The sequence below is a fragment of the Pseudomonas sp. P2S-1 genome (genome assembly GCF_057197725.1).
In genome coordinates this window covers 2,784,956-2,811,143 of the sequence record NZ_CM170068.1, presented here as the reverse complement: position 1 = coordinate 2,811,143, position 26,188 = coordinate 2,784,956, and the positions used below count along the sequence as shown (strand labels likewise).

Here is a 26,188-nt window from a genome sequence, read left to right as displayed (position 1 = left end):
ATGCACGCACTTTTTCCGAGGTTCTCCCCCATGCAAATTGCCCTGGCCCCGATGGAGGGGCTGGTCGACGACATCATGCGCGACGTGCTGACCCGCGTCGGCGGCATCGACTGGTGCGTGACCGAGTTCATCCGGGTCTGCGACCGGGTGCTGCCCGAGGCCACGTTCCACAAGATGGCGTCCGAGCTGGCGCACGGCTCGCTGACGCCGGCCGGCGTGCCGATGCGCGTGCAGTTGCTGGGTTCCGACCCGGTCTGCCTGGCCGACAACGCCGCCCTGGCCTGCGAGCTGGGCGCACCGGTGATCGACCTGAACTTCGGCTGCCCGGCCAAGACCGTGAACAAATCCCGCGGCGGCGCGGTGCTGCTCAAGGAGCCGGAGCTGCTGTTCCGCATTGTCAGCGAGGTGCGCAAGGCCGTACCCGCGCACATCCCGGTCACCTCGAAAATGCGCCTGGGCTTCGAAACCCCGGACGGCGCCCTGGACTGCGGCCGCGCCCTGGCCGAAGGCGGCTCGGCGCATCTTGTCGTGCATGCGCGGACCAAGGTCGAGGGCTACAAGCCGCCAGCCCACTGGGAATGGGTGGCCAAGGTGCAGGATGTGGTCAAGGTGCCGGTGTTCGCCAACGGCGAGGTCTGGACCCTGGACGACTGGCGGCGCTGCCGCGAGGTCAGCGGGGTCAAGGACATCATGCTGGGTCGCGGCCTGGTCTCGCGCCCGGACCTGGCCCGGCAGATCGCCGCCGTGCGCGATGGCGTCGAGTGCGTGCCGATGGACTGGGCCGAACTGATGCCGTTGATCCAGGACTTCTGGCGTCGGGTCCGGGTCGAGCTGACCCCGCGTTCCGCCCCGGGTCGCCTGAAGCAGTGGGTAGCGATGCTGACCCGGAGCTACCCGGAAGCCACCGCGCTGTTCACCGAACTGCGCCGGGAAACCGACTGCGACCGGGTCGGCCTGTTGCTTGGCGTACCGCCGCTGGTCGCCGCGGCGTAAAAAATTTTACCGGCGACGCTTGAAATGGTCTTGGTGGTCCACATCTATGGGGTACGCGATGCCGAAGTCGGGTCGCGTAGCAAACCCAACTCGCTGATGTTCAGGAGATGTATCCATGACTACCGCTTTTTCCCTCGCTCCACTGTTCCGCCATTCCGTTGGTTTCGACCGTTTCAATGACCTGTTCGAATCTGCGGCGCGTAATGAGTCGGGTAGCAGCTACCCACCCTACAACGTGGAAAAACATGGCGATGACCACTATCGCATCGTTGTTGCCGCTGCCGGCTTCCAGGAAGCAGACCTGGATCTGCAAGTGGAAAAAGGCGTGCTGACCGTCACTGGTGGCAAGCGCGACAGCAACGGCAATGCCAGCGTCACCTACCTGCACCAGGGCATTGCCCAGCGTGCGTTCAAACTGTCCTTCCGCCTGGCCGACCATATCGAAGTCAAATCGGCGGCCCTGGCCAACGGCCTGCTCAGCGTCGATCTGCTGCGGGTGGTGCCGGAAGAGGCGAAGGCCAAGCGTATCCCGATCAATGGGGACAAGCCTGCGCTGAATTGAGTGCGGGGTAGGTGAAAAGAGAAGGGCGCCTTATGCAGGCGCCCTTTTTTATTGTTCTTGCGGGCCTCATCGCTGGCAAGCCAGCTCCCACAGGGATCGTATACACCGCGGACCCTGTGGGAGCTGGCTTGCCAGCGATGAGGCCCTAATAGTCAGCGGGAGTCTCCAGCAGGATCGCCCGGAAATCCCCCAGCGGCAGCGGCCGGCTATGCAGATATCCCTGATACAGGAAGCACCCTTGCCGTTCGAGAAACTCAAGCTGCTCGGAAAGCTCCACCCCCTCCGCAATCACCGTCAGATCCAGGCTCCGCGCCATCGCCACGATCGCCCGGACGATCTCCGCATCGTTGGGATCCACCGGCGCATCCCGTACGAACGACTGGTCGATCTTCAAGGTGTCCACCGGCAAGCGCTTGAGATAGGTCAGCGATGAATACCCGGTGCCGAAATCATCCATGGCAAATCCTACCCCCAACGCCTTCAGCTCGCGCATCTTGCTGATGGTGTCCTCGAGGTTCTGGATCACGATGCCTTCGGTAATCTCCAGCTTGAGCATGCGATAGGGCAGGCGATAGTCGTCCAGGCTGCGCCGCACCCGCTGGACGAAGTCGTTCTGGCGGAACTGCCGCGGGCTGATGTTGACGCACAGGCTGAAATCCTCGGCATCGATCAACTGGTCCTGAAGCATGTGCGAACAGGCGTCGCAGGCTTCGTCGAGAATCCAGTTGCCCACTTCAAGGATCAGCCCGCTTTCCTCCAGGACCTGGATGAACTGCGCCGGTGGCTGCTGGCCGAGCAGCGGATGGTGCCAGCGCAGCAACACCTCGGCACCGACGATGCGGTTGTCCCGGGCATCCACCTGGGGCTGGAAGTGCAGGGCCAGTTCGCCGCGGGTCAGGGCCATGCGCAGGTCGCTTTCCATGCGCAGGCGCTCGCTGGCGGCCTTCTGCATGGTGGTGTGGAACAACTGGGTGGTGTTGCGTCCGGAATCCTTGGCCCGGTACAGGGCGATATCGGCGCGCTTGAGCAGGTCGGCCGGGGTCGAGCCGTGGTCGGGGATCAGTGCCACGCCGATGCTCGGGGTCACCTGCAGGCGCTGGCCATCCAGGGACATGGGCTCGGCGAGCAACTGGCGCAGGGTGTCGGCCAGTTCCTGGACCTGCTCGGTGACTTCCTCGCGGCTGCCTTGCAGGCCGCTGAGCAGCACCACGAATTCGTCGCCGCCCAGCCGCGCCACGGTATCTTCCAGGCGCACGCTGGCTTCCAGGCGTGCAGTGATGATCTTCAGCACCGTGTCACCCACCGGATGGCCGAGCGAATCGTTGATGTGCTTGAAGTGATCGAGATCGAGGAACAGCAGGGCGCCACGCAGGTTGTGGCGCTTGAGCAGGGCGATCTGCTGGCTCAGGCGGTCCATCAGCAGGGCGCGGTTGGGCAGGTTGGTCAGCGGATCGTGGTAGGCCAGGTGGCGGATCTGCGCCTGGGCGTTCTTCAACTGGCTGACATCCCGGGCGGTCAGCAGCAGGCAGTCGGTTTCATTCAGGGTGATCGGTTCCACCGAGACTTCCAGGGTCAGCAGGTCGCCGCTCTTGCTGCGCCCGAGCATTTCCCGGTGGTGCACCCGCTCACGCTGTTGCAGCTCGGCCACCAGCATCTCGTGCTGCTTGTCATCGGCCCAGAAGCCGATCTGGTTGGCGCTGCGCCCGAGCACTTCGCCGGCGCTGTAGCCGGTCAGGCGGCAGAAGCCGTCGTTGACCTCCAGGTAGCGCCCGGTCTGCAGTTCGCTGATGCTGATGGCATCGGGGCTGGAGTGGAAGGCCTTGGCGAACTTCTCCTCGCTGGCCTTGAGTGCGGCTTCGGCGCGCTGCTGCTGGGTGATATCGCGTAGCGTGGTGACGCTGCAGGTCTGGTTGTCGACCTTGATCAGGCGGCTGGAAATAACGCAGGTCAGGGCCTGGCCGTGCTTGTGGTTGACCACGATCGCCACGTTGTTCAGGGCCTGGTCGCGAATCACCTGCTCGATGCGCCTGGCCCGCGCCGAGGACTCTGCCCACAGGCCGATTTCCTCGGCATTGCGGCCCAGCACCTCGTCGGCGCTCCAGCCGAAGGTCTGGGTAAAGGCCGGGTTGATCTCGATGAACTGGCCGTTGTCCTGGCGGGTGACGCAGATCGGGTCGGGGCTGACCTGGAACAATCCGGCGAATTTCTCCTCCGAGGCCATCAGGCGCTGCTCGCGCTCCACCTGGTCGGTGATGTCCAGCAAGGTCCCGGCCATGCGCAGGGGGTTGCCTTCTTCGTCGCGGTACAGCCGCGCGCGGCTTTCCAGGTAGCGTGAGTTGCCGTTTTCCAGCTGGATGCGGTAGGTGATCTGGTAATTGCCCGCCGGGCCCTCGCGCAGGCTGCGGTACGCCTGGCGCATGCTGGAGCGTTCGTCCTCCGGAACCCCCTCGAAGAAGGCTTCGAAAGACTCGTGGAAGGGCACCGGATCAAGGCCGTGCAACTGCGCGGCACGGGCCGAGCCATAGAGCATGCCGCTGGGGATATGCCAGTCCCAGGTGCCCAGTTGCGCCGAGTCCAGGGCCAGGTCGAGACGCTCCTGGCTGTCCTTGAGCGCCGCTTCGCGCTCGCGCTGGGCGGTGATCTCGCGGATCACCCCGACCATCTGCGGCCGGCCGTCCTTGTCATGGGTCAGGCTGCCGCTGATCTCCAGCCAGTGCAGGGTGCCGTCGGGCCAGCGGATGCGATGGCGCATGGCCTGTTCCTGCGGTTCGCCGGCCACGACCGCATAGAAGGCCTGGACGGTCCGCTCGCGGTCTTCCGGCGGCAGCAGGTCCAGGTAATCCAGGTCCTTGGGCAGTGGCTGGCGCGGGTCGTAGCCGAACAGCGCCTGGGTGCCCCGCGACCAACTGATGCGGCCGGTCTCCACGTCCCAGAACCAGGCACCGAGACGGGCGCCGTTCAGGGCCGCGAGCAGTTGCGGAGCGTTTTCCCAGGTCTGCTCCGACTCCTGGGGATCGGCCGCGAGGATACGTGGAAGGCGCGGAAAACGGGGTGTAGTGGGCATCGATTACCAGACCTTTGGCGAATACGCTTCCTTGGTATGGGCCGGCCCGGCGCAACGGGTGGCCTCAGGTTTTTCTCGCATGGCTGTCGAGCAGTGCCATAAAGGCTCTGGCTGCATTCGATAACGTTCGTTCCGTATGAAGAATGTAGCCTAGCTGGCGAGTCAGCTGTATGCCCGGCAAGCTGATGGAAGCCACCTGGTCATCGAGCATGGTGCGCGGCAAAACGCTCCAGGCCAGGCCGATGGACACCATCATCTTTATGGTTTCCAGATAGTTGGTGCTCATGGCGATGTTCGGCGTGAGGCCCTGGCCCTCGAACAAGCGGTGCACGATATGGTGGGTAAAGGTGTTGCCACCGGGGAAAACCGCCGGATGGTGGGCAATATCTTCCAGACCGGCGGCAGCCTTGCGCGCCAGCGGATGCTCCGGGGCCACCACGAAATCCAGCGGGTCGTCCCATACCGGCACCGCCCGCACCAGGCCGTGGGGCTCCGGCGCCAGGGTAATCACGGCGATTTCCGCGCGGCCGTGGAGGATTTCCTCGTAGGCGACTTCCGAATCGAGGAACTGGATATCCAGGGCGACCGCCGGATACTGCCGGGTAAAGGCGCGCAGCAGCGGCGGCAGACGATGCAGGCCGATGTGATGGCTGGTAGCCAGGGTCAGGCGCCCGCTGACCTCGCCGGTGAGGTTGGTCAGGGCCCGGCGGGTGTCGTCCAGCACATTGATGATCTGGTAGGCGCGGGGCAGCAGGGCGCGGCCGGCCTCGGTCAGGCTGACCTCGCGGCCGAGGCGGTCGAACAGGCGCACGTCGAGCTGCTGCTCCAGCCCGGCGATGCGCTTGCTGATCGCCGGCTGGGTCAGGTGCAGGCGCTCCCCGGCCCCGGAAAAGCTGCCGGTTTCGGCAATCGCGATAAAGGCGTTGAGGTTGGCCAGGTCCACGGTTTCGGATTCCTCTTGGTTATCCAAAGCATAAAAATTATGAATTTGAGTTATCCAATCTAACGCCATACCATCAGCCGTACAAGCCAAGGGGTTATTGGCATAGAAAGACTGATGAGGAACGCCTGATGGCCGGCAAAACGCTTTACGACAAGCTCTGGGATTCGCATTTGGTCAAGCAGCGCGACGATGGCTCCGCGCTGATCTACATCGACCGTCACATCATCCACGAAGTGACCTCGCCGCAAGCCTTCGAAGGCCTGCGCCTGGCGAATCGCAAACCTTGGCGCATCGATGCCAACATCGCCACCCCGGACCACAACGTGCCGACCACCCCCGAGCGCAAGGGCGGTATCGACGCCATCGTCGACCAGGTGTCGCGCCTGCAGGTGCAGACCCTCGACGAAAACTGCGACGAATACGGCATCACCGAATTCAAGATGAACGACGTGCGCCAGGGCATCGTCCACGTCATCAGCCCGGAGCAGGGCGCGACCTTGCCGGGCATGACCGTGGTCTGCGGTGACTCGCACACCTCGACCCACGGCGCCTTCGGCGCCCTGGCCCACGGCATCGGCACCTCCGAGGTGGAGCACGTGCTCGCCACCCAATGCCTGGTCGCCAAGAAGATGAAGAACATGCTGGTGCGCGTCGAAGGTGTATTGCCCGCTGGCGTCACCGCCAAGGACATCGTCCTCGCCGTGATCGGCAAGATCGGTACCGCCGGCGGCAACGGCCATGCCATGGAGTTCGCCGGCAGCGCCATTCGCGACCTGTCCGTCGAAGGCCGCATGACCATCTGCAACATGTCCATCGAAGCCGGCGCCCGTGTTGGCCTGGTGGCTACCGATGCGAAAACTGTCGAATACGTGAAGGGCCGCCCGTACGCGCCGAAAGGCGAGCAATGGGACCTGGCCGTCGAAGCCTGGAAAGACCTGGTTTCCGACGCCGACGCGGTGTTCGACACCGTGGTCGAGCTGAACGCTGCCGACATCAAGCCGCAAGTCAGCTGGGGTACCTCCCCTGAGATGGTCCTGGCCGTCGACCAGCGCGTGCCGGATCCGGCTGCCGAGGCCGACCTGGTCAAGCGTGGTTCCATCGAGCGCGCCCTGAAGTACATGGGCCTGAGCGCCAACCAGGCGATCACCGATATCCAGCTGGACCGCGTGTTCATCGGTTCCTGCACCAACTCGCGGATCGAAGACCTGCGTGCCGCAGCGGAAATCGCCAAGGGCCGCAAGGTGGCCGCGACCATCAAGCAGGCGATCGTGGTACCGGGCTCTGGCCTGGTAAAAGAGCAGGCCGAGAAAGAAGGCCTGGACAAGATCTTCCTCGAAGCCGGCTTCGAATGGCGTGAACCGGGCTGCTCCATGTGCCTGGCCATGAACCCGGACCGCCTGGAGAGCGGCGAGCACTGCGCGTCGACCTCCAACCGCAACTTCGAAGGCCGCCAGGGTGCCGGTGGTCGTACCCACCTGGTCAGCCCGGCCATGGCCGCCGCCGCCGCCGTTACCGGCCGTTTCATCGATGTACGCGAGTTGATCCAAGGGAGCGCAGCATGAAAGCCTTTACCCAGCACACCGGCCTCGTTGCCCCTCTGGACCGTGCCAACGTCGACACCGACCAGATCATTCCCAAGCAGTTTTTGAAGTCGATCAAGCGCACCGGTTTCGGTCCGAACCTGTTCGACGAATGGCGTTACCTGGATGTCGGCCAGCCGTACCAGGACAACAGCAAGCGTCCGAAGAACATGGACTTCGTCCTCAACCATGATCGCTACCAGGGCGCCAGCGTGTTGCTGGCCCGTGAGAACTTCGGTTGCGGTTCGAGCCGCGAGCACGCCCCGTGGGCCCTGGAAGAGTATGGTTTCCGCAGCATCATCGCGCCGAGCTATGCCGACATCTTCTTCAACAACAGCTTCAAGAACGGCCTGCTGCCGATCATCCTCAGCGACGAGGAAGTCGACGAGCTGTTCAAGCAGGTCGAAGCCGACCCGGGCTACCAGCTGACCATCGACCTGCAGGCGCAGACCGTGACCCGTCCCGACGGCAAGGTGCTGGGCTTCGAGATCGACGCGTTCCGCAAGCACTGCCTGCTCAACGGCCTGGACGATATCGGCCTGACCCTGCAGGACAGCGATGCCATCGGCGCCTTCGAGGCCCGTCACCGTGCCAGCCAGCCATGGTTGTTCCGCGACGCCAAATGATGTGTTGAATGTGCCGGCCTCATCGCTGGCAAGCCAGCTCCCACAGGTCCTGCGTTGAACGCGGAGAGTGTGAACAGCACATGCACAGGTCCTGTGTTGGGCACAGATGGTGTGAACAGCACAGAGCCCTGTGGGAGCTGGCTTGCCAGCGATAGGGCCCCGGAGACGAAAAGATGACCAGCAGCAGCCACAAGGACGTTGTTCAGCGCCAGTTCGGCGACCAGGCCAGCGCCTACCTCAGCAGTGCCGTGCACGCCCAGGGCACTGAATTTGCCCTGCTCCAGGCCGAACTGGCCGGGCATGAAGGCGCTCGCGTCCTCGACCTGGGCTGCGGCGCCGGCCATGTCAGCTTCCATGTGGCCCCGCTGGTCGCCGAAGTGGTGGCCTACGACCTGTCGCAGCAGATGCTCGACGTGGTCGCCGCCAGTGCCTCCGGGTGCGGCCTGCACAATATCGTCACCGAACGCGGTGCCGCCGAACGCCTGCCGTTCGCCGACGCCTCTTTCGACTTCGTCTTCAGCCGCTATTCCGCGCACCACTGGAGCGACCTCGGCCTGGCCCTGCGCGAAGTGCGCCGGGTGCTCAAGCCGGGTGGCGTGGCCGCCTTCGTCGACGTCATGTCGCCGGGCAGCCCATTGCTGGATACCTACCTGCAGACCGTCGAAGTGCTGCGCGACACCAGCCACGTACGCGACTATTCCGCCGCCGAATGGCTGCGCCAGGTCAGCGAAGCCGGCCTTCACGTGCGTAGCCACACGCGCCAGAGCCTGCGCCTGGAATGGGCCTCCTGGGTCGAACGCATGCGCACGCCAGAAGCCATGCGCGCCGCCATCCTGCAATTGCAGCAGGCGATGGGCGAAGAAGTACGGCAGTATTACCGGATCGAAGCCGATGGCTCCTTCAGTACCGATGTCCTGGTGCTCTGGGCCGAACGCTGAAATCCAGCAGATTGTTACCGGCGCGCCACCTTCGGCGCGCCGCTTGATTCGAGATAGAGGAAAGCATGAGCAAGCAGATTCTGATTCTCCCGGGTGACGGTATCGGTCCTGAAATCACCGCCGAGGCCGTCAAGGTGCTGGAGCTGGCCAACGACAAGTTCCAGCTCGGCTTCGCCCTGGAGCACGACGTGATCGGCGGCGCCGCCATCGACAAGCACGGCGTGCCGCTGGCCGACGAGACCCTGGAGCGTGCACGCAAGGCCGACGCCGTGCTGCTGGGCGCCGTGGGCGGGCCGAAGTGGGACAAGATCGAGCGTGACATCCGCCCTGAGCGCGGCCTGCTGAAGATCCGTTCGCAACTGGGCCTGTTCGCCAACCTGCGTCCGGCGATCCTCTACCCGCAACTGGCCGATGCCTCCTCGCTGAAGCGTGAAATCGTCTCCGGTCTGGACATCCTGATCGTCCGCGAGCTGACCGGCGGCATCTACTTCGGCGCCCCGCGTGGCACCCGCGAGCTGGAAAACGGCGAGCGCCAGTCCTACGACACCCTGCCGTACAGCGAAAGCGAAATCCGCCGCATCGCCCGTGTCGGCTTCGACATGGCCCGCGTGCGTGGCAAGAAGCTCTGCTCGGTGGACAAGGCCAACGTCCTGGCCTCCAGCCAGCTGTGGCGCGAAGTGGTCGAGGACGTCGCCAAGGACTACCCGGACGTCGAACTGAGCCACATGTACGTCGACAACGCCGCCATGCAGCTCGTCCGCGCGCCGAAGCAGTTCGACGTGATGGTCACCGACAACATGTTCGGCGACATCCTGTCGGATGAAGCTTCCATGCTCACCGGTTCCATCGGCATGCTGCCGTCGGCCTCCCTGGACGCCCACAACAAGGGCATGTACGAGCCCTGCCACGGTTCCGCACCGGACATCGCCGGGCAAGGCATCGCCAACCCGCTGGCGACCATCCTCTCGGTCTCGATGATGCTGCGCTACAGCTTCAACCAGCACGATGCCGCCGAGGCCATCGAGAAAGCGGTGAGCCTGGTTCTCGACCAGGGCCTGCGTACCGGCGACATCTGGTCCGAAGGTTGCACCAAGGTCGGTACGCAGCAAATGGGCGACGCAGTAGTCGCAGCGCTGCGGAATCTGTAATCTCTCTGGCCCGCTGCCGAAACCACAACAGGGCAGCGGCCCACTTTTAGCGAAGGTGTAGTTGCGATGAAACGTGTAGGTCTGATCGGTTGGCGCGGAATGGTCGGTTCCGTGCTCATGCAGCGGATGCTCGAGGAGCAGGATTTCGATCTTATCGAGCCGGTGTTCTTCACCACCTCCAACGTCGGTGGCCAGGGCCCTGCGGTGGGCAAGGACATTGCCCCGCTGAAGGATGCCTACAGCATCGACGAACTCAAGACCCTGGACGTGATTCTGACCTGCCAGGGCGGCGACTACACCAACGAAGTCTTCCCCAAGCTGCGCGAAGCCGGCTGGCAGGGCTACTGGATCGACGCCGCCTCGTCCCTGCGCATGCAGGATGACGCGGTCATCGTCCTCGATCCGGTCAACCGCAAGGTCATCGACCAGCAGCTGGATGCCGGGACCAAGAACTACATCGGCGGCAACTGCACCGTCAGCCTGATGCTGATGGGCCTGGGCGGCCTGTTCGAAGCCGGGCTGGTCGAGTGGATGAGCGCCATGACCTACCAGGCGGCCTCCGGTGCTGGCGCGCAGAACATGCGCGAGCTGATCCGCCAGATGGGCGCGACCAACGCTGCCGTGGCCGACGAACTGGCCAACCCGGCCAGTGCCATCCTCGACATCGACCGCAAGGTCGCCGAGGCCATGCGCAGCGAGGCCTACCCGACCGAGAACTTCGGCGTACCGCTGGCCGGCAGCCTGATCCCGTGGATCGACAAGGAACTGCCGAACGGCCAGAGCCGCGAAGAGTGGAAAGCCCAGGCCGAGACCAACAAGATCCTCGGTCGCTTCAAGAGCCCGATCCCGGTGGACGGCATCTGCGTACGTATCGGCGCCATGCGCTGCCACAGCCAGGCGCTGACCATCAAGCTGAACAAGGACGTGCCGCTGGCCGACATCGAAGGCCTGATCAGCCAGCACAACCCCTGGGTGAAACTGGTGCCGAACCAGCGCGAGATCAGCATGAAGGAGCTGACCCCGACCAACGTCACCGGCACCCTGAACATCCCGGTGGGTCGTCTGCGCAAGCTGAACATGGGTTCCCAGTACATCGGTGCCTTCACCGTCGGCGACCAGCTGCTGTGGGGCGCGGCCGAACCGCTGCGCCGCATGCTGCGGATCCTGCTGGAGCGTTGATCGCCTTGCGGTAACCTGAAAAACCCGTGCTGGTGACAGCGCGGGTTTTTTGTTTTCGGACAAATCAAAGTAAAGTGCCGCTCCCGAATTCCCGGGACCGCTTTGCGGTCCTTCGCGGGCAAGCCACGCTCCTACAGAAGCACGCGGTGACTGTAGGAGCGTGGCTTGCCCGCGAAGGACTGCAAAGCAGTCCCAATAGGCCAGAGAGATCTCCACATGACCAAGCCCATCGACATCGCCGTCATCGGCGCCACCGGCACCGTCGGCGAAACCCTCGTGCAGATCCTCGAGGAACGCAACTTCCCGGTGGGCACCCTGTACCTGCTGGCCAGCAACGAATCCGCCGGCAGCGCCGTGAGCTTTCGCGGCAAGAACCTGCGCAGCCGCGACGTCGACGACTTCGACTTCGCCAAGGTGCGCCTGGCCTTCTTCGCCGCTGGCCCGGCCGTGACCCTGAGCTTTGCACCCCGCGCCCAGGCCGCCGGCTGCACGGTGATCGACCTGTCCGGCGCATTGCCTGCCGAGCAGGCACCCGCCGTGGTCCCGGAAGCCAATCCCCAGGTGCTGGACACCCTGAAAGCCCCGGCCACCCTGCACAGCCCGAGCGCCGCCGCCGTGGCCCTGGCCGTTGTCCTCGCCCCGCTGAAAAACCTCCTGACCCTCGAGCGCGTCACCGTCACCGCCAGCCTCGCCGTTTCCGCCCAGGGCCGCGAAGCCGTCAGCGAACTGGCCCGGCAAACCGCCGAACTGCTCAACGCCCGTCCGCTGGAGCCGCGCTTCTTCGACCGGCAGATGGCCTTCAACCTGCTGGCCCAAGTCGGTGCCAGCGACGAGCAGGGCCATGGCCTGCTGGAGCGCCGCCTGGTCCGTGAGTTGCGCGAACTGCTCGACCTGCCTTTACTCAAGATTTCAGTCACCTGCGTTCAAGTCCCGGTGTTTTTTGGCGATAGCTACACTGTCAGCCTGAATGCCAGCGAAGCGGTCGATCTGGCCGCAGTGAACAAGGCGCTGGACGCCGCGGACAGTGTCGAGCTGGTGGAGGAGGGCGACTATCCGACGCCGGTGGGCGATGCCGTCGGCCAGGACGTGGTCTATGTAGGTCGTGTTCGCAGCGGTATCGACGAGCCACAGCAACTCAATCTCTGGCTGACCACCGACAATGTGCGCAAGGGCGCAGGTTTGAACGCCGTACAGCTGGCTGAATTGTTGATAAAAGACCTTGTGTAAAAGATACTTGGCAACACTTTGCATATTGACCATTAAAGGTTGGAGGCAACTTGCCTTCAATCTTCAATAGCAGTCTGGTAACAAGCCTCACGGCAGTTCTTCAGTTCTTCTCGGTTCCCGGGGACGCTTCAAAACAAAGGATGAGGTCATGCTTCGAATTCGCAAACTGGTGTTAGCAATAGCCGCAGCGTCGGCGCTGTCTTCCGGTATGGCGCATGCCCTCGGGCTTGGCGAGCTGACCCTCAAGTCGGCACAGGACCAGCCCCTCAACGCCGAGATCGAACTGCTCGATGTGCGCGACCTGAGCGCCGCCGACGTCAAGCCGAGCCTGGCGCCGGCGGAAGAATTCGCCAAGGCCGGCGTCGAGCGCCAGCCGTTCCTCAATGACCTGACCTTCACCCCGGTGATCAACCCGGCGGGCAAGAGCGTGCTGAAAGTCACCTCCAGCCAGCCGCTGGCGGAGCCGATGGTCAAGTTCCTGGTCCAGGTGATGTGGCCGCAAGGCCGCCTGCTGCGCGACTACAGCGTGCTGCTCGATCCGTCCAAGTTCTCCCCGGAAACCGCCCAGGCCGCCTCCGGCGTGACCCCGGCGGTGAGTGCCCCGGCCAGCCACACCACGGTGCGCCGCGACACCCTCTGGGACATCGCTTCGCGCTCGCGCCAGGGCGGCTCGGTGCAGCAGGCCATGCTGGCGATCCAGGCGCTCAACCCGGACGCCTTCATCAACGGCAATATCAACCAGTTGAAGACCGGCCAGGTCCTGCGCATGCCGGACCAGCAACAGATCCAGAGCATTCCCCAGGCCCAGGCGGTAAAAGAGGTCAACGAGCAATACGCCGCCTGGCGCGAAGGCCGTCGCCTTGGTCCGCAGGCGCGCCAACTGGATGCCACCCGGCGCAGCACGGCCCAGCCGTCGCCGTCGCGTATCGCCCAGCAGGACAACCTCAAGCTGGTTGCCCCCGGCGGTCAGGGCGCGGGCAGTGACAAGGCGCTGAGCGACAAGCTGGCGGCGACCCAGGAAAACCTCGACACCAGCCGCCGCGAAGGCGACGAACTGAAAAGCCGCGTAGCCGATCTGCAAAGCCAGCTGGACAAGCTGCAACGCCTGATCGAGCTGAAGAACGACCAGTTGGCCCGCCTCGAAGCCCAGGGCAATGCCCCGGCGGCTCCGGTGGCGCCCGCGGTGGCCACCGCCCCGGTGATCGACGCGACCCTGCAACCCAGCCCGGCCCCGGCTGCCGAGCCGGTAGTCACCCCGCCGCCGGCTGCGGTCGATACCGCACCGGAGCAGGACGCCGCACCGGCCGACGCTGCGACCCCCGAGGCCCAAGGCAACACGCTCGACGGCATCCTCGGCAACCCGTGGCTGCTGGCGCTGATCGCCGGCTCTGCCGCCCTGGTCCTGCTTCTGCTGGTATTGCTGCTGATGCGCAAGCGCAAGGCCCAGCAGGAAGCGGAAAAACACCTGCGCATGGCCCGCGCCCTGGCTGAAGAAAGCGATCTCGGTCCGGATGCCGATCTGCCGCCCAGCAGCTTCGACGGCCTCGACATCGTACCGCCGAGCGTCACCCTGGCCCCGGCCGTGGTCGCCGCGTCTGCCGCTGCCGCCACCGCTGCCGAACAGGTCAGCGAGCCACGGGTCGCCGAGCCCGAGGCGCAGCCGAAAGCCGATCCGTTCATGGCCGAGATCGACGACTGCATTGCCAATGGCCGCCTGATGCAGGCGTCCAACCTGCTGGAACCGGCGGTGGAGAAATTCCCGCAGCGCAGCGACCTGCGCCTGAAGCTGATGGAGGTCTATGCGCACCAGGGCGATCGCGCCGGCTTCGTCATGCAGGAGCGCCAGCTCCAGGCCAATCCGCAGAACCTCGCCGAAGTCGAAGCGCTGAAGGCCCGTTTTCCCAACATGCTGGCCGTCGCAGCCGTTGCCGCAGCGGCTGCTGGCGGTGCTGCCGTGGCGGGCGGTCTCGACGAGAAGTTCGTCGAGGACCTGATGTCCGACGAGCCACAGGCCGTGTCCGATGACCTGCCGGCGGATGACGACCTGGACAGCGCCTTCGACCTGAGCCTCGACGACCTCGATGGCCTGGACCTGGAAGCTCCGGCTGACCAGGCAGCGGTCCAGGCCAGCGAGCAGGCACAGGTGCAACCAGAGCCGGCTCCAGCTCCCGAACCACAAGCAGGGTCAGTGGCTGACCTGGCCGCGCTGGACGACCTGGACTTCGACACGCTGCTGCAAGACAACCCGGAAGCACCGCAGGCCGAGCCGCCACAGCTCGAGCCCGACACCAGCGCCTTCGCCGACCTGGACTTCGACAGCCTGCTTGAAGAGCAGGTCGCAGCCCAGGCTGCCGAGCCGGCGCCACCAGCCGAGCCGGAACCGGAACCGCCGGTTGTCGACGATCTGGACTTCGACAGCCTGCTGCAGGAACACACCGCTGCCCAGGCCGTTGAACCGGAGCCACAGGCCGAGCCAGCAGCGACCACCGATGACGTGGACTTCGATGCCCTGTTCCAGGACTACGCAGCTACCGAGCCGGAAGTGCCTGCCGCGCCGCAAGCCGAGCCCGAGCCTGAACTGTCGGCAGCCGCCGACGACATGGACTTCGATGCCTTGCTCGACGAGCACACCAAGGCGCAGTCCGGCGCGACCGACGACCTGTCCGACGCTGACTTCGACCTCAGCGTCCCGGACGAAACCCCGGACGTTGCGACCGAGAACCGTCCACCGCTGGATATCGAAGCGGAACTAGCGGCCTTCGACAACGACCTGGGCCTGGAAGCCGACCTGCCGCCGCTGGAGCTGCCGGACGACTTCGACCTGTCGCTGCCGGGCGAGGACGATGCCGCGTCGAAGAACTTCGCCGCCGAGCTGGACAACGTCAACGCCGAGCTGGACAAGCTCTCCGCCAGCCTGGAAACCCCGTCGCTGGAGCCGCACTTCACTGCCGAGGACGCCGCTGCGCTGCCGGAGGACGATGATTTCGACTACCTCGCCGGCACCGACGAAGTCGCCACCAAGCTCGACCTGGCCCGCGCCTACATCGACATGGGTGACCATGACGGTGCCCGTGACATCCTCGACGAGGTCAACAAGGAAGGCGACCAGGCCCAGCGCCGCGAAGCCAGCGAGTTGCGTAGCAAGCTGGTCTGACTCCTACCGCAGTAATCCCGACGGCAGCCCTCGCGGCTGCCGTTGTCGTTATAATCCGCGCCATTGCGTAACCGACAGGCTGTTACCCCCTTGGAAATCATCGATACCGCGGCGTCCGAAGTGGCCGCCGAAGGCTTTTACCGAATCGCCCTGGGCGTTGAATACAAAGGCACCCGCTACCGCGGCTGGCAGCGCCAGGGCGATGGCGTGATCAGCGTGCAGCAGACCCTCGAGGAAGCCCTGTCGAAAGTGGCCGACGAGCCGATCACCGTGCAATGCGCCGGGCGCACCGATGCCGGTGTCCATGCCAGCGGCCAGGTGGTGCACTTCGACACCCGCGCCATCCGCAACCCCAAGGCCTGGACCATGGGCGCCAACAGCCATCTGCCCCACGACATCAGCGTGTCCTGGTCGCAGGAGATGCCGGCGCACTTCCATGCGCGCTTCAAGGCGTTTGCCCGGCGCTACCGCTACGTGATCTACAACGACCAGATCCGCCCGGCCCACCTCGGCGACCAGGTCACCTGGAACCACCGGCCGCTGGATGTCGAGCGCATGGCCGAGGCCGCCCGCTGCCTGCTCGGCACCCACGATTTCAGCGCCTTCCGTGCCGGCCAGTGCCAGGCCAAGTCGCCGATCAAGACCATCCACCACCTGCGCGTTACCCGCCACGGCAAGATGATCGTCCTGGATATCCGCGCCAGCGCCTTCCTCCACCATATGGTGCGCAATATCGCCGGGGTGCTGATGACCATCGGTGCCGGCGAGCGCCCGATCGGCTGGGCGGCGGAGATTCTGGCCAGCCTCGATCGCCGCCAGGCCGCGGCCACTGCGCATCCGTTCGGCCTCTATCTGGTGCAAGTGGAGTACCCGGAGGAGTTCGTGTTGCCCGAACGTTTCATCGGCCCGCATTTCCTCACCGGTTTCGAGTTCCCGACGGCTGACGACCCGACAGTCATTTGCTAACATCCGGGACTTTCGCCCTCTGGAGATTCGCTGCCCATGTCTGCCGTTCGCAGCAAGATCTGCGGGATTACCCGCGTGGAAGACGCGCTGGCCGCGGCCCAGGCGGGAGCCGACGCCATCGGCCTGGTGTTCTACGCCAAGAGTCCGCGGGCAGTGACCGTGCAGCAGGCGCGGGAAATCATCGCTGCGCTGCCGCCGTTCGTGACCACCGTGGGCCTGTTCGTCAACGCCAGCCGCTGCGAGCTCAACGAAATCCTCGAGGCAGTGCCGCTGGACCTGCTGCAATTCCACGGCGACGAAACCCCGGACGACTGCGAAGGCTACAACCGGCCCTGGATCAAGGCACTGCGCGTGCGTGCCGGGGATGACCTGGAAGCCGAGTGCAAACGCTACGCCCGGGCCAGCGGGATTCTGCTGGATACCTACGTGGCCGGCGTGCCCGGCGGTACCGGCGAAGCCTTCGACTGGAAGCTGGTGCCGGAACACCTGAGCAAGCCGATCATCCTCGCCGGTGGCCTGTCCCCGGACAACGTCGCCACGGCCATCGCCCAGGTGCGGCCGTATGCGGTGGATGTCAGCGGCGGCGTCGAGCAGGCCAAGGGCATCAAGGACGCGGCGCGGATCGACGCCTTCCTCGCTGCGGTACGCGGCGCGTGATGCGTGTCGATGTGACGGCGGCCGACAAGGCATCGTCCATAACTTTCGCAGCCGAGTGCTGCCAGGTCAGGCCCGTGGGCCGGCCATACGAATTGACGAGCGGTCGCACGCCGTCCGGGCCAGCGCACCCAGCGCGCCCGGGGATGCGCCCGGTTTTCCCGAAACATTTTTGAAGCTCAAGGGCATACGCGCGACCCGGCACCCAACCAATGCCTGCCGGCCGCCGCTACTGGAGAAATAAAGCATGAGCAACTGGTTAGTAGACAAACTGATTCCATCGATCATGCGTTCCGAGGTGAAGAAGAGTTCGGTTCCCGAAGGCCTGTGGCACAAGTGCCCGTCCTGCGAAGCCGTGCTGTACCGTCCGGAACTGGAAAAGACCCTGGACGTCTGCCCCAAGTGCAACCACCACATGCGCATCGGTGCACGCACCCGCCTGAACATCTTCCTCGACCCGGAAGGCCGTAACGAGCTGGGTGCCGAGCTGGAGCCGGTGGACCGCCTGAAGTTTCGCGACGGCAAGAAGTACAAGGACCGCCTGGTCGCCGCGCAGAAATCGGTCGGCGAGAAAGACGCCCTGATCTCCATGAGCGGTACCCTGATGGGCATGCCGATCGTGGTCAGCGCCTTCGAATTCTCCTTCATGGGTGGCTCGATGGGTGCCGTGGTCGGCGAGCGCTTCGTTCGCGCCGCCAACTACGCCCTGGAAAACCGCTGCCCGATGGTCTGCTTCTCCGCTTCCGGCGGTGCGCGCATGCAGGAAGCGCTGATCTCCCTGATGCAGATGGCCAAGACCTCCGCTGCCCTGGCGCGCCTGCGCGAAGAAGGCATCCCGTTCATCTCCGTACTGACCGACCCGGTCTACGGCGGCGTTTCCGCCAGCCTGGCGATGCTCGGCGACGTCATCGTCGGTGAGCCGAAGGCGCTGATCGGCTTTGCCGGCCCACGCGTCATCGAGCAGACCGTGCGCGAAAAACTGCCGGAAGGCTTCCAGCGCAGCGAGTTCCTCCTGGAGCACGGCGCCATCGACATGATCATCCACCGCGCCGAACTGCGTTCGCGCCTGGCCTCGATCCTGGCCCAGATGACCGGCAAGCCTTCGCCGAAATACGTACCCTCGGCCATCGACGCCGTGGTCGTACCGCCGGCGCCTGCCACCGTATGACCCAACGTACCCTTGGCGAATGGCTCGCCTACCTCGAGCAGTTGCACCCGTCGGCCATCGACATGGGCCTGGAGCGCTCCCGCGAGGTAGCGACCCGGCTCGGGCTGGGCAAGCCGGCGCCTCGGGTGGTGACCGTCACCGGCACCAACGGCAAGGGTTCGACCTGCGCCTTCATCGCTGCGCTGCTCAAGGCGCAGGGGCTTAAGGTCGGGGTCTACAGCTCGCCGCACCTGCTGCGCTACAACGAGCGGGTGCAGCTCGATGGCCTCGATGCCAGCGACGCACAGCTCTGCGAGGCCTTCGCTGCCGTCGAGGCGGCCCGTGGCGAAATCTCCCTGACCTACTTCGAAATGGGCACCCTGGCGGCCTTCTGGCTGTTCAGTCGCTCGGCGCTGGACGCCGTGGTCCTGGAAGTGGGCCTGGGCGGGCGCCTGGACGCGGTCAACCTGGTGGACGCCGACCTTGCCGTGGTCACCAGCATCGGTGTCGACCATGCCGACTGGCTGGGCAACACCCGTGAATCCGTGGCCTTCGAGAAGGCCGGGATCTTCCGCCAGGACCGTCCGGCCCTGTGCGGTGACCTGAATCCTCCGCAACCACTGCTGGACAAGGCCCGCGAGCTGAACTGCCCGTTCTTCCTGCGCGGTCGCGATTTCGACCTGGCCTACACCGAGCAGTGCTGGCAATGGCGCGGTGTCGATGTACGCGGGGCTGAAGTCGAGTTGCGCGACCTGCCGCTGCTGGACCTGCCGATGGAAAACGCCGCGCTCGCCCTGCAGGCCTATCTGCTGATGGACCTGCCGTGGGATGCGGCGGTGGTGGCCCAGGCCCTGCAGGCGGCGCGGATCGTCGGTCGCCTGGATCGCCGCCAGTTCGACTGGCACGGCAAGCGCCTGAATATCCTCCTCGACGTGGGCCACAACCCGCATGCCGCCGAGTACCTGGCCGAGCGCCTGGCGGCACGTCCGGTCGCAGGCCAGCGCCTGGCGGTATTCGGCCTGCTCTCCGACAAGGACCTCGATGGCGTGATTCGTCCGCTGCTGCCGCACGTTCGTCACTGGGCGGTAGCTACACTGGAGACTGCGCGCAGTCGTCCGGCCGCGGAGTTGCAGGTGGCACTGGAGAACCTTGGTGCTGCGGTGCAGTCATACTCCAGCGTCGCACAGGCCCTGGAAGGGCAGTGCGCGCAGGCGACGGCGGACGACGAGATCCTGCTGTTCGGATCATTTTTCTGTGTCGGCGAGGCCCTCGAGTGGCTGAACCGGCAGGCCAGGGAGGACTGAGCCAATGGCGGGGCTGGACAAGGTCATGAAACAACGCATGGTCGGGGCGCTGGTGCTGATTGCACTGGCGGTGATTTTCCTGCCGATGCTGTTCACCAAGGAAGACGAGCTGCGCCAGGTCAAGGTCGAGGCGCCGGCGGCGCCTGCAGTACCGGCCTTGCCGCAGGTGCAGGTCGAACCGGTGCAGGTGCCCGAGCCCCAGGTGATCCCGGACGAAAGCGTCGCGGCCCAGCCGCAGACGGCGCCGAGCACGCCGATTGCCCCGGTGCAGCAGGCCCCTGCCCAGCAGCCGGTTGTCCAGCAGGAAGCGCCGAAGCCGGCCACCCCGGTACCGACCCCGCCACCTGCGGCCAAGCCAGCGCCGGCTCCGGCAGTCGCGGCGACCCCGGCTCCGGCCAAACCGGCAGCACAAGCGCCGGCGCCCGCCCAGGCCAGCGCCAACAAGGTCGACCCCAACGGCCTGCCGGTCAGTTGGTCGGTCCAGCTGGCCAGCCTGTCCAACCGCGCCAGTGCCGACAACCTGCAGAAGACCCTGCGCAGCCAGGGCTACAACGCCTACATCCGTTCTGCCGATGGCATGAACCGGGTGTTCGTCGGCCCGCTGATCGAGCGTGCCGAGGCCGAGCGCCTGCGCGATGTCATCAGCCGCCAGCAGAAGCTCAAGGGCTTCGTTGTCCGTTTCCAGCCTGAACGTGGCTGAAACCTGCCGTCCAGCGCCTGCGCCGGACGGTAAATCACCGCTTACCCATAGTGTTCCGCTCTGGTAAAATGCGCCGCCTCAACCGTTTGCAGGCAACACCGTGGCATTTACCTGGGTCGACTGGGCGATTCTCGCGATCATCGCCATTTCTTCGCTGATCAGTCTCAAGCGCGGCTTCGTCAAGGAAGCTCTGTCCCTGCTTACCTGGATCGTCGCCGGTGCGATGGCGTGGATGTTCGGCGGCTCCGCCGCGCAGTACCTCGACGCCTATATCCAGACACCGTCCGCCCGGGTCATCGGCGGCTGCGCCATCGTCTTCGTCGCCACCCTGCTGGTCGGGGCGATGATCAATTTTCTGCTCGGCGAGCTGATTCGCGTCACCGGACTGTCCGGGACCGACCGCTTCCTCGGCATGGCCTTCGGCGCCGCCCGGGGTGCACTGCTCGTCGTCGTGGCCGTCGGGCTGTTGAGCCTGGGGCCGGTACAACAGGATCCATGGTGGCAGGAGTCGCGACTCTTGCCACAATTTCTATTGGTGGCTGACTGGTCGAAGAACCTCATCCTGGGGTTGACCAGCCAGTGGCTAGCCAGCGGAATCAGCGCTCCCGCTGATATTCCGTTCAAGGAACAGCTCCTGGGGCCAAAAGTCCCGTGAGCACCGTTCAATCCAGTTTCATTAAGTAGGGGTTGCGTCGCATGTGTGGCATCGTCGGTATCGTCGGTAAGTCGAACGTCAATCAGGCGCTGTATGACGCGCTTACGGTCCTCCAGCACCGCGGCCAGGACGCTGCCGGTATCGTGACCAGCCATGATGGCCGGTTATTCCTGCGCAAGGACAACGGCCTGGTCCGTGACGTCTTCCAGCAGCGCCATATGCAGCGCCTGGTCGGCCACATGGGCATCGGCCACGTGCGCTATCCAACCGCGGGCAGCTCGACCTCGGCCGAGGCCCAGCCGTTCTACGTCAACTCGCCGTACGGCATCACCCTGGCGCACAACGGCAACCTGACCAACGTCGAACAGCTGGCCAAGGAGATCTACGAGTCCGACCTGCGCCACGTCAACACCAACTCCGACTCGGAAGTCCTGCTCAACGTCTTCGCCCATGAGCTGGCGGTGCGTGGCAAGCTGCAACCGACCGAGGAAGACGTATTCGCCGCGGTCACCGACGTGCACAACCGCTGCGTGGGCGGCTACGCGGTCGTCGCCATGATCACCGGCTACGGCATCGTCGGCTTCCGTGACCCGAACGGCATCCGCCCGATCGTCTTCGGCCAGCGTCACACCGACGAAGGCGTCGAGTACATGATCGCCTCGGAAAGCGTGTCCCTGGACGTCCTCGGCTTCACCCTGATCCGCGACCTGGCGCCGGGCGAAGCGGTGTACATCACCGAGGAAGGCAAGCTGCACACCCGTCAGTGCGCGACCAGCCCGAAACTCTCGCCGTGCATCTTCGAACACGTCTATCTGGCCCGTCCGGACTCCATCATCGACGGCGTCTCGGTGTACAAGGCGCGCCTGCGCATGGGCGAGAAACTGGCCGAGAAGATCCAGCGCGAGCGCCCTGACCACGACATCGACGTGGTCATCCCGATCCCGGACACCAGCCGCACCGCGGCCCTGGAGCTGGCCAACCACCTGGGCGTGAAGTTCCGCGAAGGCTTCGTCAAGAACCGCTACATCGGTCGGACCTTCATCATGCCGGGCCAGGCTGCGCGGAAAAAATCCGTACGCCAGAAGCTCAACGCCATCGAGCTGGAATTCCGCGGCAAGAACGTGATGCTGGTGGACGACTCCATCGTCCGTGGCACCACCTGCAAGCAGATCATCCAGATGGCCCGCGAGGCCGGCGCCAAGAACGTCTACTTCTGCTCGGCCGCCCCGGCCGTGCGCTTCCCCAACGTCTACGGCATCGACATGCCGAGCGCCCACGAGCTCATCGCTCACAACCGCAGCACCCAGGACGTCGCCGATCTGATCGGTGCCGACTGGCTGGTCTACCAGGACCTGCCTGACCTGATCGAAGCGGTTGGCGGCGGCAAGATCAAGATCGAGCACTTCGACTGCGCGGTATTCGACGGCCAGTACGTCACCGGCGACGTCGACGCAGCCTACCTGGAACGCATCGAGCGGGCCCGCAACGACCTCGCGAAAGCCAAGAACCAGGCGGTCAGCGCGATCATCGACCTCCACAACAACTGATATAGGAGCAACGGCATGACATTGGAATGGGATGCCGGGCGCCTGGACAGCGACCTCGACGGGGTCGCTTTCGATACGCTGGCGGTACGCGCCGGCCAGCATCGCACGCCGGAAGGTGAGCACAGCGACCCGCTGTTCTTCACCTCCAGCTACGTGTTCCGTACCGCGGCCGATGCCGCGGCGCGGTTCGCCGGCGAGGTTCCAGGCAACGTCTATTCGCGTTACACCAACCCCACCGTACGGGCTTTCGAGGAGCGCATTGCCGCCCTGGAAGGCGCCGAGCAGGCGGTCGCCACCTCCACCGGCATGGCGGCGATCCTCGCCACGGTCATGTCCTTCTGCAGCGCCGGCGACCATGTGCTGGTGTCGCAGAGCGTGTTCGGTTCGACCATCAGCCTGTTCGAGAAGTACTTCAAGCGCTTCGGCATCCAGGTGGACTACGTGCCGCTGGCGGACCTGAGTGCCTGGGAACAGGCGTTCAAGGCCAACACCAAGCTGCTCTTTGTTGAATCGCCATCGAATCCGCTGGCCGAACTGGTCGATATCGCCGCACTGGCGGAAATCGCCCACGCCAAGGGCGCCCAACTGGTGGTGGACAACTGCTTCAGCACCCCGGCGCTGCAGCAGCCGCTGAAACTGGGTGCGGACATCGTCATGCACTCGGCAACCAAGTTCATCGACGGCCAGGGCCGTTGCATGGGCGGCGTGGTGGCCGGTCGCAGCGAGCAGATGAAGGAAGTGGTCGGCTTTATCCGCACCGCCGGCCCTTCGCTGAGCCCGTTCAACGCCTGGATCTTCCTCAAGGGCCTCGAAACCCTGAACCTGCGCATGCGCGCCCACTGCGCCAATGCCCAGGAACTGGCCGAATGGCTGGAGCAGCAGGACGGTATCGAGAAGGTGCACTACGCCGGCCTGCAAAGCCATCCGCAGCACGAACTGGCCAAGCGCCAGATGAAGGGCTTCGGCGCGGTCGTGAGCTTCGAGGTCAAGGGCGGCAAAGAGGGCGCCTGGCGCTTTATCGACGCCACCCGGCTGATCTCGATCACCGCCAACCTCGGTGACGCCAAGACCACCATCACCCACCCGGGCACCACCTCCCACGGCCGTCTGTCGCCGCAGGAACGTGAAGCGGCCGGGATCCGCGACAGCCTGATTCGTGTCGCGGTGGGCCTGGAAGACGTGGCCGACCTCAAGGCCGACCTCGCCCGTGGCCTGGCGGCGCTGTGATCGACTGGTCGGTTGCCGAGAGCAGCCATAACGGTCGCGTGGCGCTGGTCACCGGCGCCGCCCGCGGCATCGGCCTGGGCATTGCTGCCTGGCTGATCGCCGAGGGCTGGCAGGTGGTCCTCACCGACCTTGACCGCGTGCGCGGGGCCAAGGTCGCCAAGGTGCTGGGCGACAACGCCTGGTTCATCGGCATGGATGTGTCCGATGAAGTCCAGGTGACCCTTGCGGTCGCGGAAGTCCTCGGTCAGTTCGGTCGCCTCGATGCACTGGTGTGCAACGCGGCGATCGCCGACCCGCACAACACCACCCTTGAAAGCCTCAGCCTGGCTCACTGGAACCGCGTCATGGCGGTCAACCTGAGCGGGCCGATGCTCCTGGCCAAGCATTGTGCGCCTTACCTGCGGGCGCATTGCGGGGCCATCGTCAACCTGACCTCGACCCGTGCCCGCCAGTCCGAGCCGGATACCGAGGCCTATGCGGCGAGCAAGGGCGGCCTGCTGGCGTTGACCCATGCCCTGGCCATGAGCCTGGGCCCGGAGATCCGGGTCAATGCCGTCAGCCCCGGCTGGATCGATGCCCGTGATCCTTCGGCGCGACGTGCCGAGCCCCTGAGCGAAGCCGACCATGCCCAGCATCCGACGGGCAGGGTGGGGACGGTGGAGGATGTGGCGGCGGCGGTGGCCTGGTTGCTGTCGAAGAATGCCGGGTTCGTCACCGGTCAGGAGTTCATCGTCGACGGCGGTATGACGCGGAAGATGATCTACTGCTAGCGGCAAGCTTCAAGCTCTAAGCTTCAAGCAATATGCGTTACCTGTTCAATTTCACCTGTCTTCGAAACCACGCGTGCTGCTTTTGCCCTTGCTTGCAGCTTACGGCTTGCAGCTTGAAGCTAAAAAATGCCCTTTTTGAAAAAAACTTCAATGGGGCTATTGACTTAGGTTCGTTACCTGCGTAAATTTCGCGGCCTCAGCGAAGCAAACGTAACACAGCGGAAACACAGCGAAAGCGGTGAAGAAGTTTGAAAGTTAGGTTTGATGAGATTGGGTGATTAGCTCAGCCGGGAGAGCATCTGCCTTACAAGCAGAGGGTCGGCGGTTCGATCCCGTCATCACCCACCACTTCCTGAGAGTTCCTGACCCGGATCGCTTCGAAAGAAACGGTCTACCAGAGAGGAACAGGACGCAAGTCCACATCGCGCAGCGGTAGTTCAGTCGGTTAGAATACCGGCCTGTCACGCCGGGGGTCGCGGGTTCGAGTCCCGTCCGCTGCGCCACTTTTCTCCAGATCGGTTCATGACCGGTTTGAGGTCAGAAGGTACCGAAGCCTTCAGGCCAGATCCCAGTTTCAAGCAGACGAAAGTCTGTGCGATACGCAGCGGTAGTTCAGTCGGTTAGAATACCGGCCTGTCACGCCGGGGGTCGCGGGTTCGAGTCCCGTCCGCTGCGCCATATCCGCCTCGAGGCCCTTGAACTCCTCGAGGCAAAACGAAAAAAGCGACCTTAGGGTCGCTTTTTTCGTTTCTGGCGTTTCTCTTTTTCCTTTTCTGTTGCTCTTGAGGGCCTCATCGCTGGCAAGCCAGCTCCCACAGGGATCGCGTGCACCGCTGGACCTGTGGGAGCTGGCTTGCCAGCGATGAGGCCCCTGAGTCATGCCTGTGGGCAGATGCGACTAATTATTTCCACATGCCATCCGTTCTTCTGGGAGACAAGCCCGGCCGTTGTCATGGCCGGGGCGTGCACCTACAGGAAAACGAAAAATGGGCATCGAACGCGACGCATCCGGCCTGACCCTGTTCTGCCTGCCTTATTCCGGCGCCAGCGCCACCTGCTACAGCCCGTGGAAGCACAAGCTGCCCGCCTGGCTGAGCATCCGCCCGCTGGAGCTGCCCGGTCGCGGCATGCGCATGGACGAACCGCTGCACACCGATATGGCCGCCCTGGCCAACCTGCTGGCCGACGAAATCGCCGTCGAGCTGGACCGCCCCTACGCGATCTTCGGCCATAGCCTCGGCGGCCTGCTGGGCTTCGAGCTGGCCCACGTGCTGCGCGAACGCGGCCTGCCGGCACCGCTGGCGCTGTTCGCCTCGGCCACCGCCGGCCCGGCGCGCCGCGATGTCAGCGAGTACGCCATCGCCAAGACCGACGCCGAACTCATTGCCCGCCTGCGCGAACTCGGCGGCACCAGCGAAGGCGTGCTGGCCAACGAGGAACTGCTGGAACTGATCCTGCCGATCCTGCGCGCCGACTTCCTGGTCTGCGGCAGCTTCAGCTACGGCCAGCGCGAGCCGCTGGACCTGCCGATCCACGTGTTCGGCGGCAAGCGCGACACGGTCAAGGTCGAGGAGTTGCTGGACTGGCAGGAAGACACCTGCACCGGTTTCTCCCTCGACATGTTCGAAGGCCATCACTTCTACCTGATCGACGAACAGGCCCAGTTGCTCCGGCAGATCCGCCGCTACGCCGAGGAACACCTGTCCCGCTGGCGCAACCGCGCCGGCCGCCAGCCCGCCAAAGCCACCGGCTGAGCCCACGCGACACACGCGTCGGTTCAGCGCCGGCGCGTTTTCTTTTCGTC

Annotated in this window: 21 protein-coding genes and 3 tRNA genes; 22 read left to right on the top strand and 2 right to left on the bottom strand. The window is 64.8% G+C overall.

Going from position 1 to position 26,188, the window contains the following annotated elements; genetic code table 11:
- Positions 1-30 precede the first annotated feature (30 nt).
- On the top strand, positions 31-993 hold the full coding sequence (locus AC2CQI_RS12185) for a tRNA dihydrouridine synthase (RefSeq protein WP_484580303.1): 963 nt from the start codon (positions 31-33) through the stop codon (positions 991-993).
- Positions 994-1,108: 115 nt separating this feature from the next.
- Positions 1,109-1,555, top strand: a complete 447-nt coding sequence (locus tag AC2CQI_RS12180; RefSeq protein WP_075803911.1) for an Hsp20 family protein — start codon at positions 1,109-1,111, stop codon at positions 1,553-1,555.
- A 145-nt stretch (positions 1,556-1,700) separates the two neighbouring features.
- Here AC2CQI_RS12180 and AC2CQI_RS12175 read toward each other — a convergent pair whose 3' ends face one another.
- A complete protein-coding gene (locus AC2CQI_RS12175) occupies positions 1,701-4,619 on the bottom strand; it encodes an EAL domain-containing protein (RefSeq protein WP_484580302.1) in 2,919 nt (972 codons plus the stop codon).
- A 64-nt stretch (positions 4,620-4,683) separates the two neighbouring features.
- Complete coding sequence (locus tag AC2CQI_RS12170; protein WP_075803913.1) at positions 4,684-5,562, bottom strand: LysR family transcriptional regulator; 879 nt, start codon at positions 5,560-5,562, stop codon at positions 4,684-4,686.
- Between the two features lie 128 nt (positions 5,563-5,690).
- On the opposite strand from AC2CQI_RS12170, the gene leuC reads away from it, so the two are divergent.
- The 20 genes from leuC to AC2CQI_RS12070 all read left to right on the top strand — a co-directional run bounded on the left by leuC (position 5,691) and on the right by AC2CQI_RS12070 (position 26,138).
- Positions 5,691-7,124 (top strand): 3-isopropylmalate dehydratase large subunit, encoded by a 1,434-nt coding sequence (gene leuC / locus AC2CQI_RS12165; protein WP_484580301.1) that lies wholly within the window; start codon positions 5,691-5,693, stop codon positions 7,122-7,124.
- Positions 7,121-7,768, top strand: a complete 648-nt coding sequence (gene leuD / locus AC2CQI_RS12160) for a 3-isopropylmalate dehydratase small subunit (RefSeq protein ID WP_075803915.1) — start codon at positions 7,121-7,123, stop codon at positions 7,766-7,768. Before leuC ends, leuD begins: the two co-directional genes overlap by 4 nt.
- 173 nt (positions 7,769-7,941) lie before the next feature.
- The gene (locus AC2CQI_RS12155) at positions 7,942-8,706 is read left to right on the top strand and encodes a class I SAM-dependent methyltransferase (RefSeq protein WP_484580300.1); all 765 of its coding nucleotides are present in this window, start codon (positions 7,942-7,944) and stop codon (positions 8,704-8,706) included.
- Positions 8,707-8,771: 65 nt separating this feature from the next.
- Positions 8,772-9,854 carry a 3-isopropylmalate dehydrogenase gene (gene leuB / locus AC2CQI_RS12150; RefSeq protein WP_075803917.1) on the top strand — a complete coding sequence of 361 codons (1,083 nt, stop codon included), beginning with the start codon at positions 8,772-8,774 and terminating at the stop codon, positions 9,852-9,854.
- Between the two features lie 66 nt (positions 9,855-9,920).
- Positions 9,921-11,033 carry an aspartate-semialdehyde dehydrogenase gene (gene asd, locus AC2CQI_RS12145; protein WP_075803918.1) on the top strand — a complete coding sequence of 371 codons (1,113 nt, stop codon included), beginning with the start codon at positions 9,921-9,923 and terminating at the stop codon, positions 11,031-11,033.
- A gap of 216 nt (positions 11,034-11,249) precedes the next feature.
- Positions 11,250-12,260 carry an aspartate-semialdehyde dehydrogenase gene (locus AC2CQI_RS12140; RefSeq protein ID WP_075803919.1) on the top strand — a complete coding sequence of 337 codons (1,011 nt, stop codon included), beginning with the start codon at positions 11,250-11,252 and terminating at the stop codon, positions 12,258-12,260.
- A 148-nt stretch (positions 12,261-12,408) separates the two neighbouring features.
- A complete protein-coding gene (locus tag AC2CQI_RS12135; protein WP_484580299.1) occupies positions 12,409-15,414 on the top strand; it encodes a motility hub landmark protein FimV in 3,006 nt (1,001 codons plus the stop codon).
- Positions 15,415-15,504: 90 nt separating this feature from the next.
- Positions 15,505-16,380, top strand: coding sequence for a tRNA pseudouridine(38-40) synthase TruA (gene truA / locus AC2CQI_RS12130; protein ID WP_086937232.1), 876 nt, complete (start codon positions 15,505-15,507; stop codon positions 16,378-16,380).
- Positions 16,381-16,416: 36 nt separating this feature from the next.
- A complete protein-coding gene (locus AC2CQI_RS12125; protein WP_075803921.1) occupies positions 16,417-17,037 on the top strand; it encodes a phosphoribosylanthranilate isomerase in 621 nt (206 codons plus the stop codon).
- Between the two features lie 244 nt (positions 17,038-17,281).
- Positions 17,282-18,202 carry an acetyl-CoA carboxylase, carboxyltransferase subunit beta gene (gene accD, locus AC2CQI_RS12120; protein ID WP_484580298.1) on the top strand — a complete coding sequence of 307 codons (921 nt, stop codon included), beginning with the start codon at positions 17,282-17,284 and terminating at the stop codon, positions 18,200-18,202.
- Complete coding sequence (gene folC, locus AC2CQI_RS12115; protein WP_484580297.1) at positions 18,199-19,485, top strand: bifunctional tetrahydrofolate synthase/dihydrofolate synthase; 1,287 nt, start codon at positions 18,199-18,201, stop codon at positions 19,483-19,485. Before accD ends, folC begins: the two co-directional genes overlap by 4 nt.
- Positions 19,486-19,489: 4 nt before the next feature.
- Positions 19,490-20,185: an SPOR domain-containing protein gene (locus tag AC2CQI_RS12110; protein ID WP_484580296.1), complete on the top strand. Its 696-nt coding sequence runs from the start codon at positions 19,490-19,492 to the stop codon at positions 20,183-20,185.
- A 100-nt stretch (positions 20,186-20,285) separates the two neighbouring features.
- A complete protein-coding gene (locus AC2CQI_RS12105) occupies positions 20,286-20,840 on the top strand; it encodes a CvpA family protein (protein WP_075803925.1) in 555 nt (184 codons plus the stop codon).
- Positions 20,841-20,881: 41 nt separating this feature from the next.
- The gene (gene purF / locus AC2CQI_RS12100) at positions 20,882-22,387 is read left to right on the top strand and encodes an amidophosphoribosyltransferase (RefSeq protein WP_075803926.1); all 1,506 of its coding nucleotides are present in this window, start codon (positions 20,882-20,884) and stop codon (positions 22,385-22,387) included.
- A 15-nt stretch (positions 22,388-22,402) separates the two neighbouring features.
- Positions 22,403-23,614, top strand: a complete 1,212-nt coding sequence (locus AC2CQI_RS12095) for an O-succinylhomoserine sulfhydrylase (RefSeq protein WP_484580295.1) — start codon at positions 22,403-22,405, stop codon at positions 23,612-23,614.
- Positions 23,611-24,384 (top strand): SDR family oxidoreductase, encoded by a 774-nt coding sequence (locus AC2CQI_RS12090; RefSeq protein WP_484580294.1) that lies wholly within the window; start codon positions 23,611-23,613, stop codon positions 24,382-24,384. The genes AC2CQI_RS12095 and AC2CQI_RS12090 overlap by 4 nt, the downstream gene beginning before the upstream one ends.
- 272 nt (positions 24,385-24,656) lie before the next feature.
- A tRNA-Val gene (locus AC2CQI_RS12085) sits at positions 24,657-24,732 on the top strand.
- Positions 24,733-24,810: 78 nt separating this feature from the next.
- A tRNA-Asp gene (locus tag AC2CQI_RS12080) sits at positions 24,811-24,887 on the top strand.
- 98 nt (positions 24,888-24,985) lie between these two features.
- Positions 24,986-25,062, top strand: a tRNA-Asp gene (locus AC2CQI_RS12075).
- Between the two features lie 308 nt (positions 25,063-25,370).
- Positions 25,371-26,138, top strand: coding sequence for a thioesterase II family protein (locus tag AC2CQI_RS12070; RefSeq protein ID WP_484580293.1), 768 nt, complete (start codon positions 25,371-25,373; stop codon positions 26,136-26,138).
- The last annotated feature ends 50 nt before the right edge of the window (positions 26,139-26,188 follow it).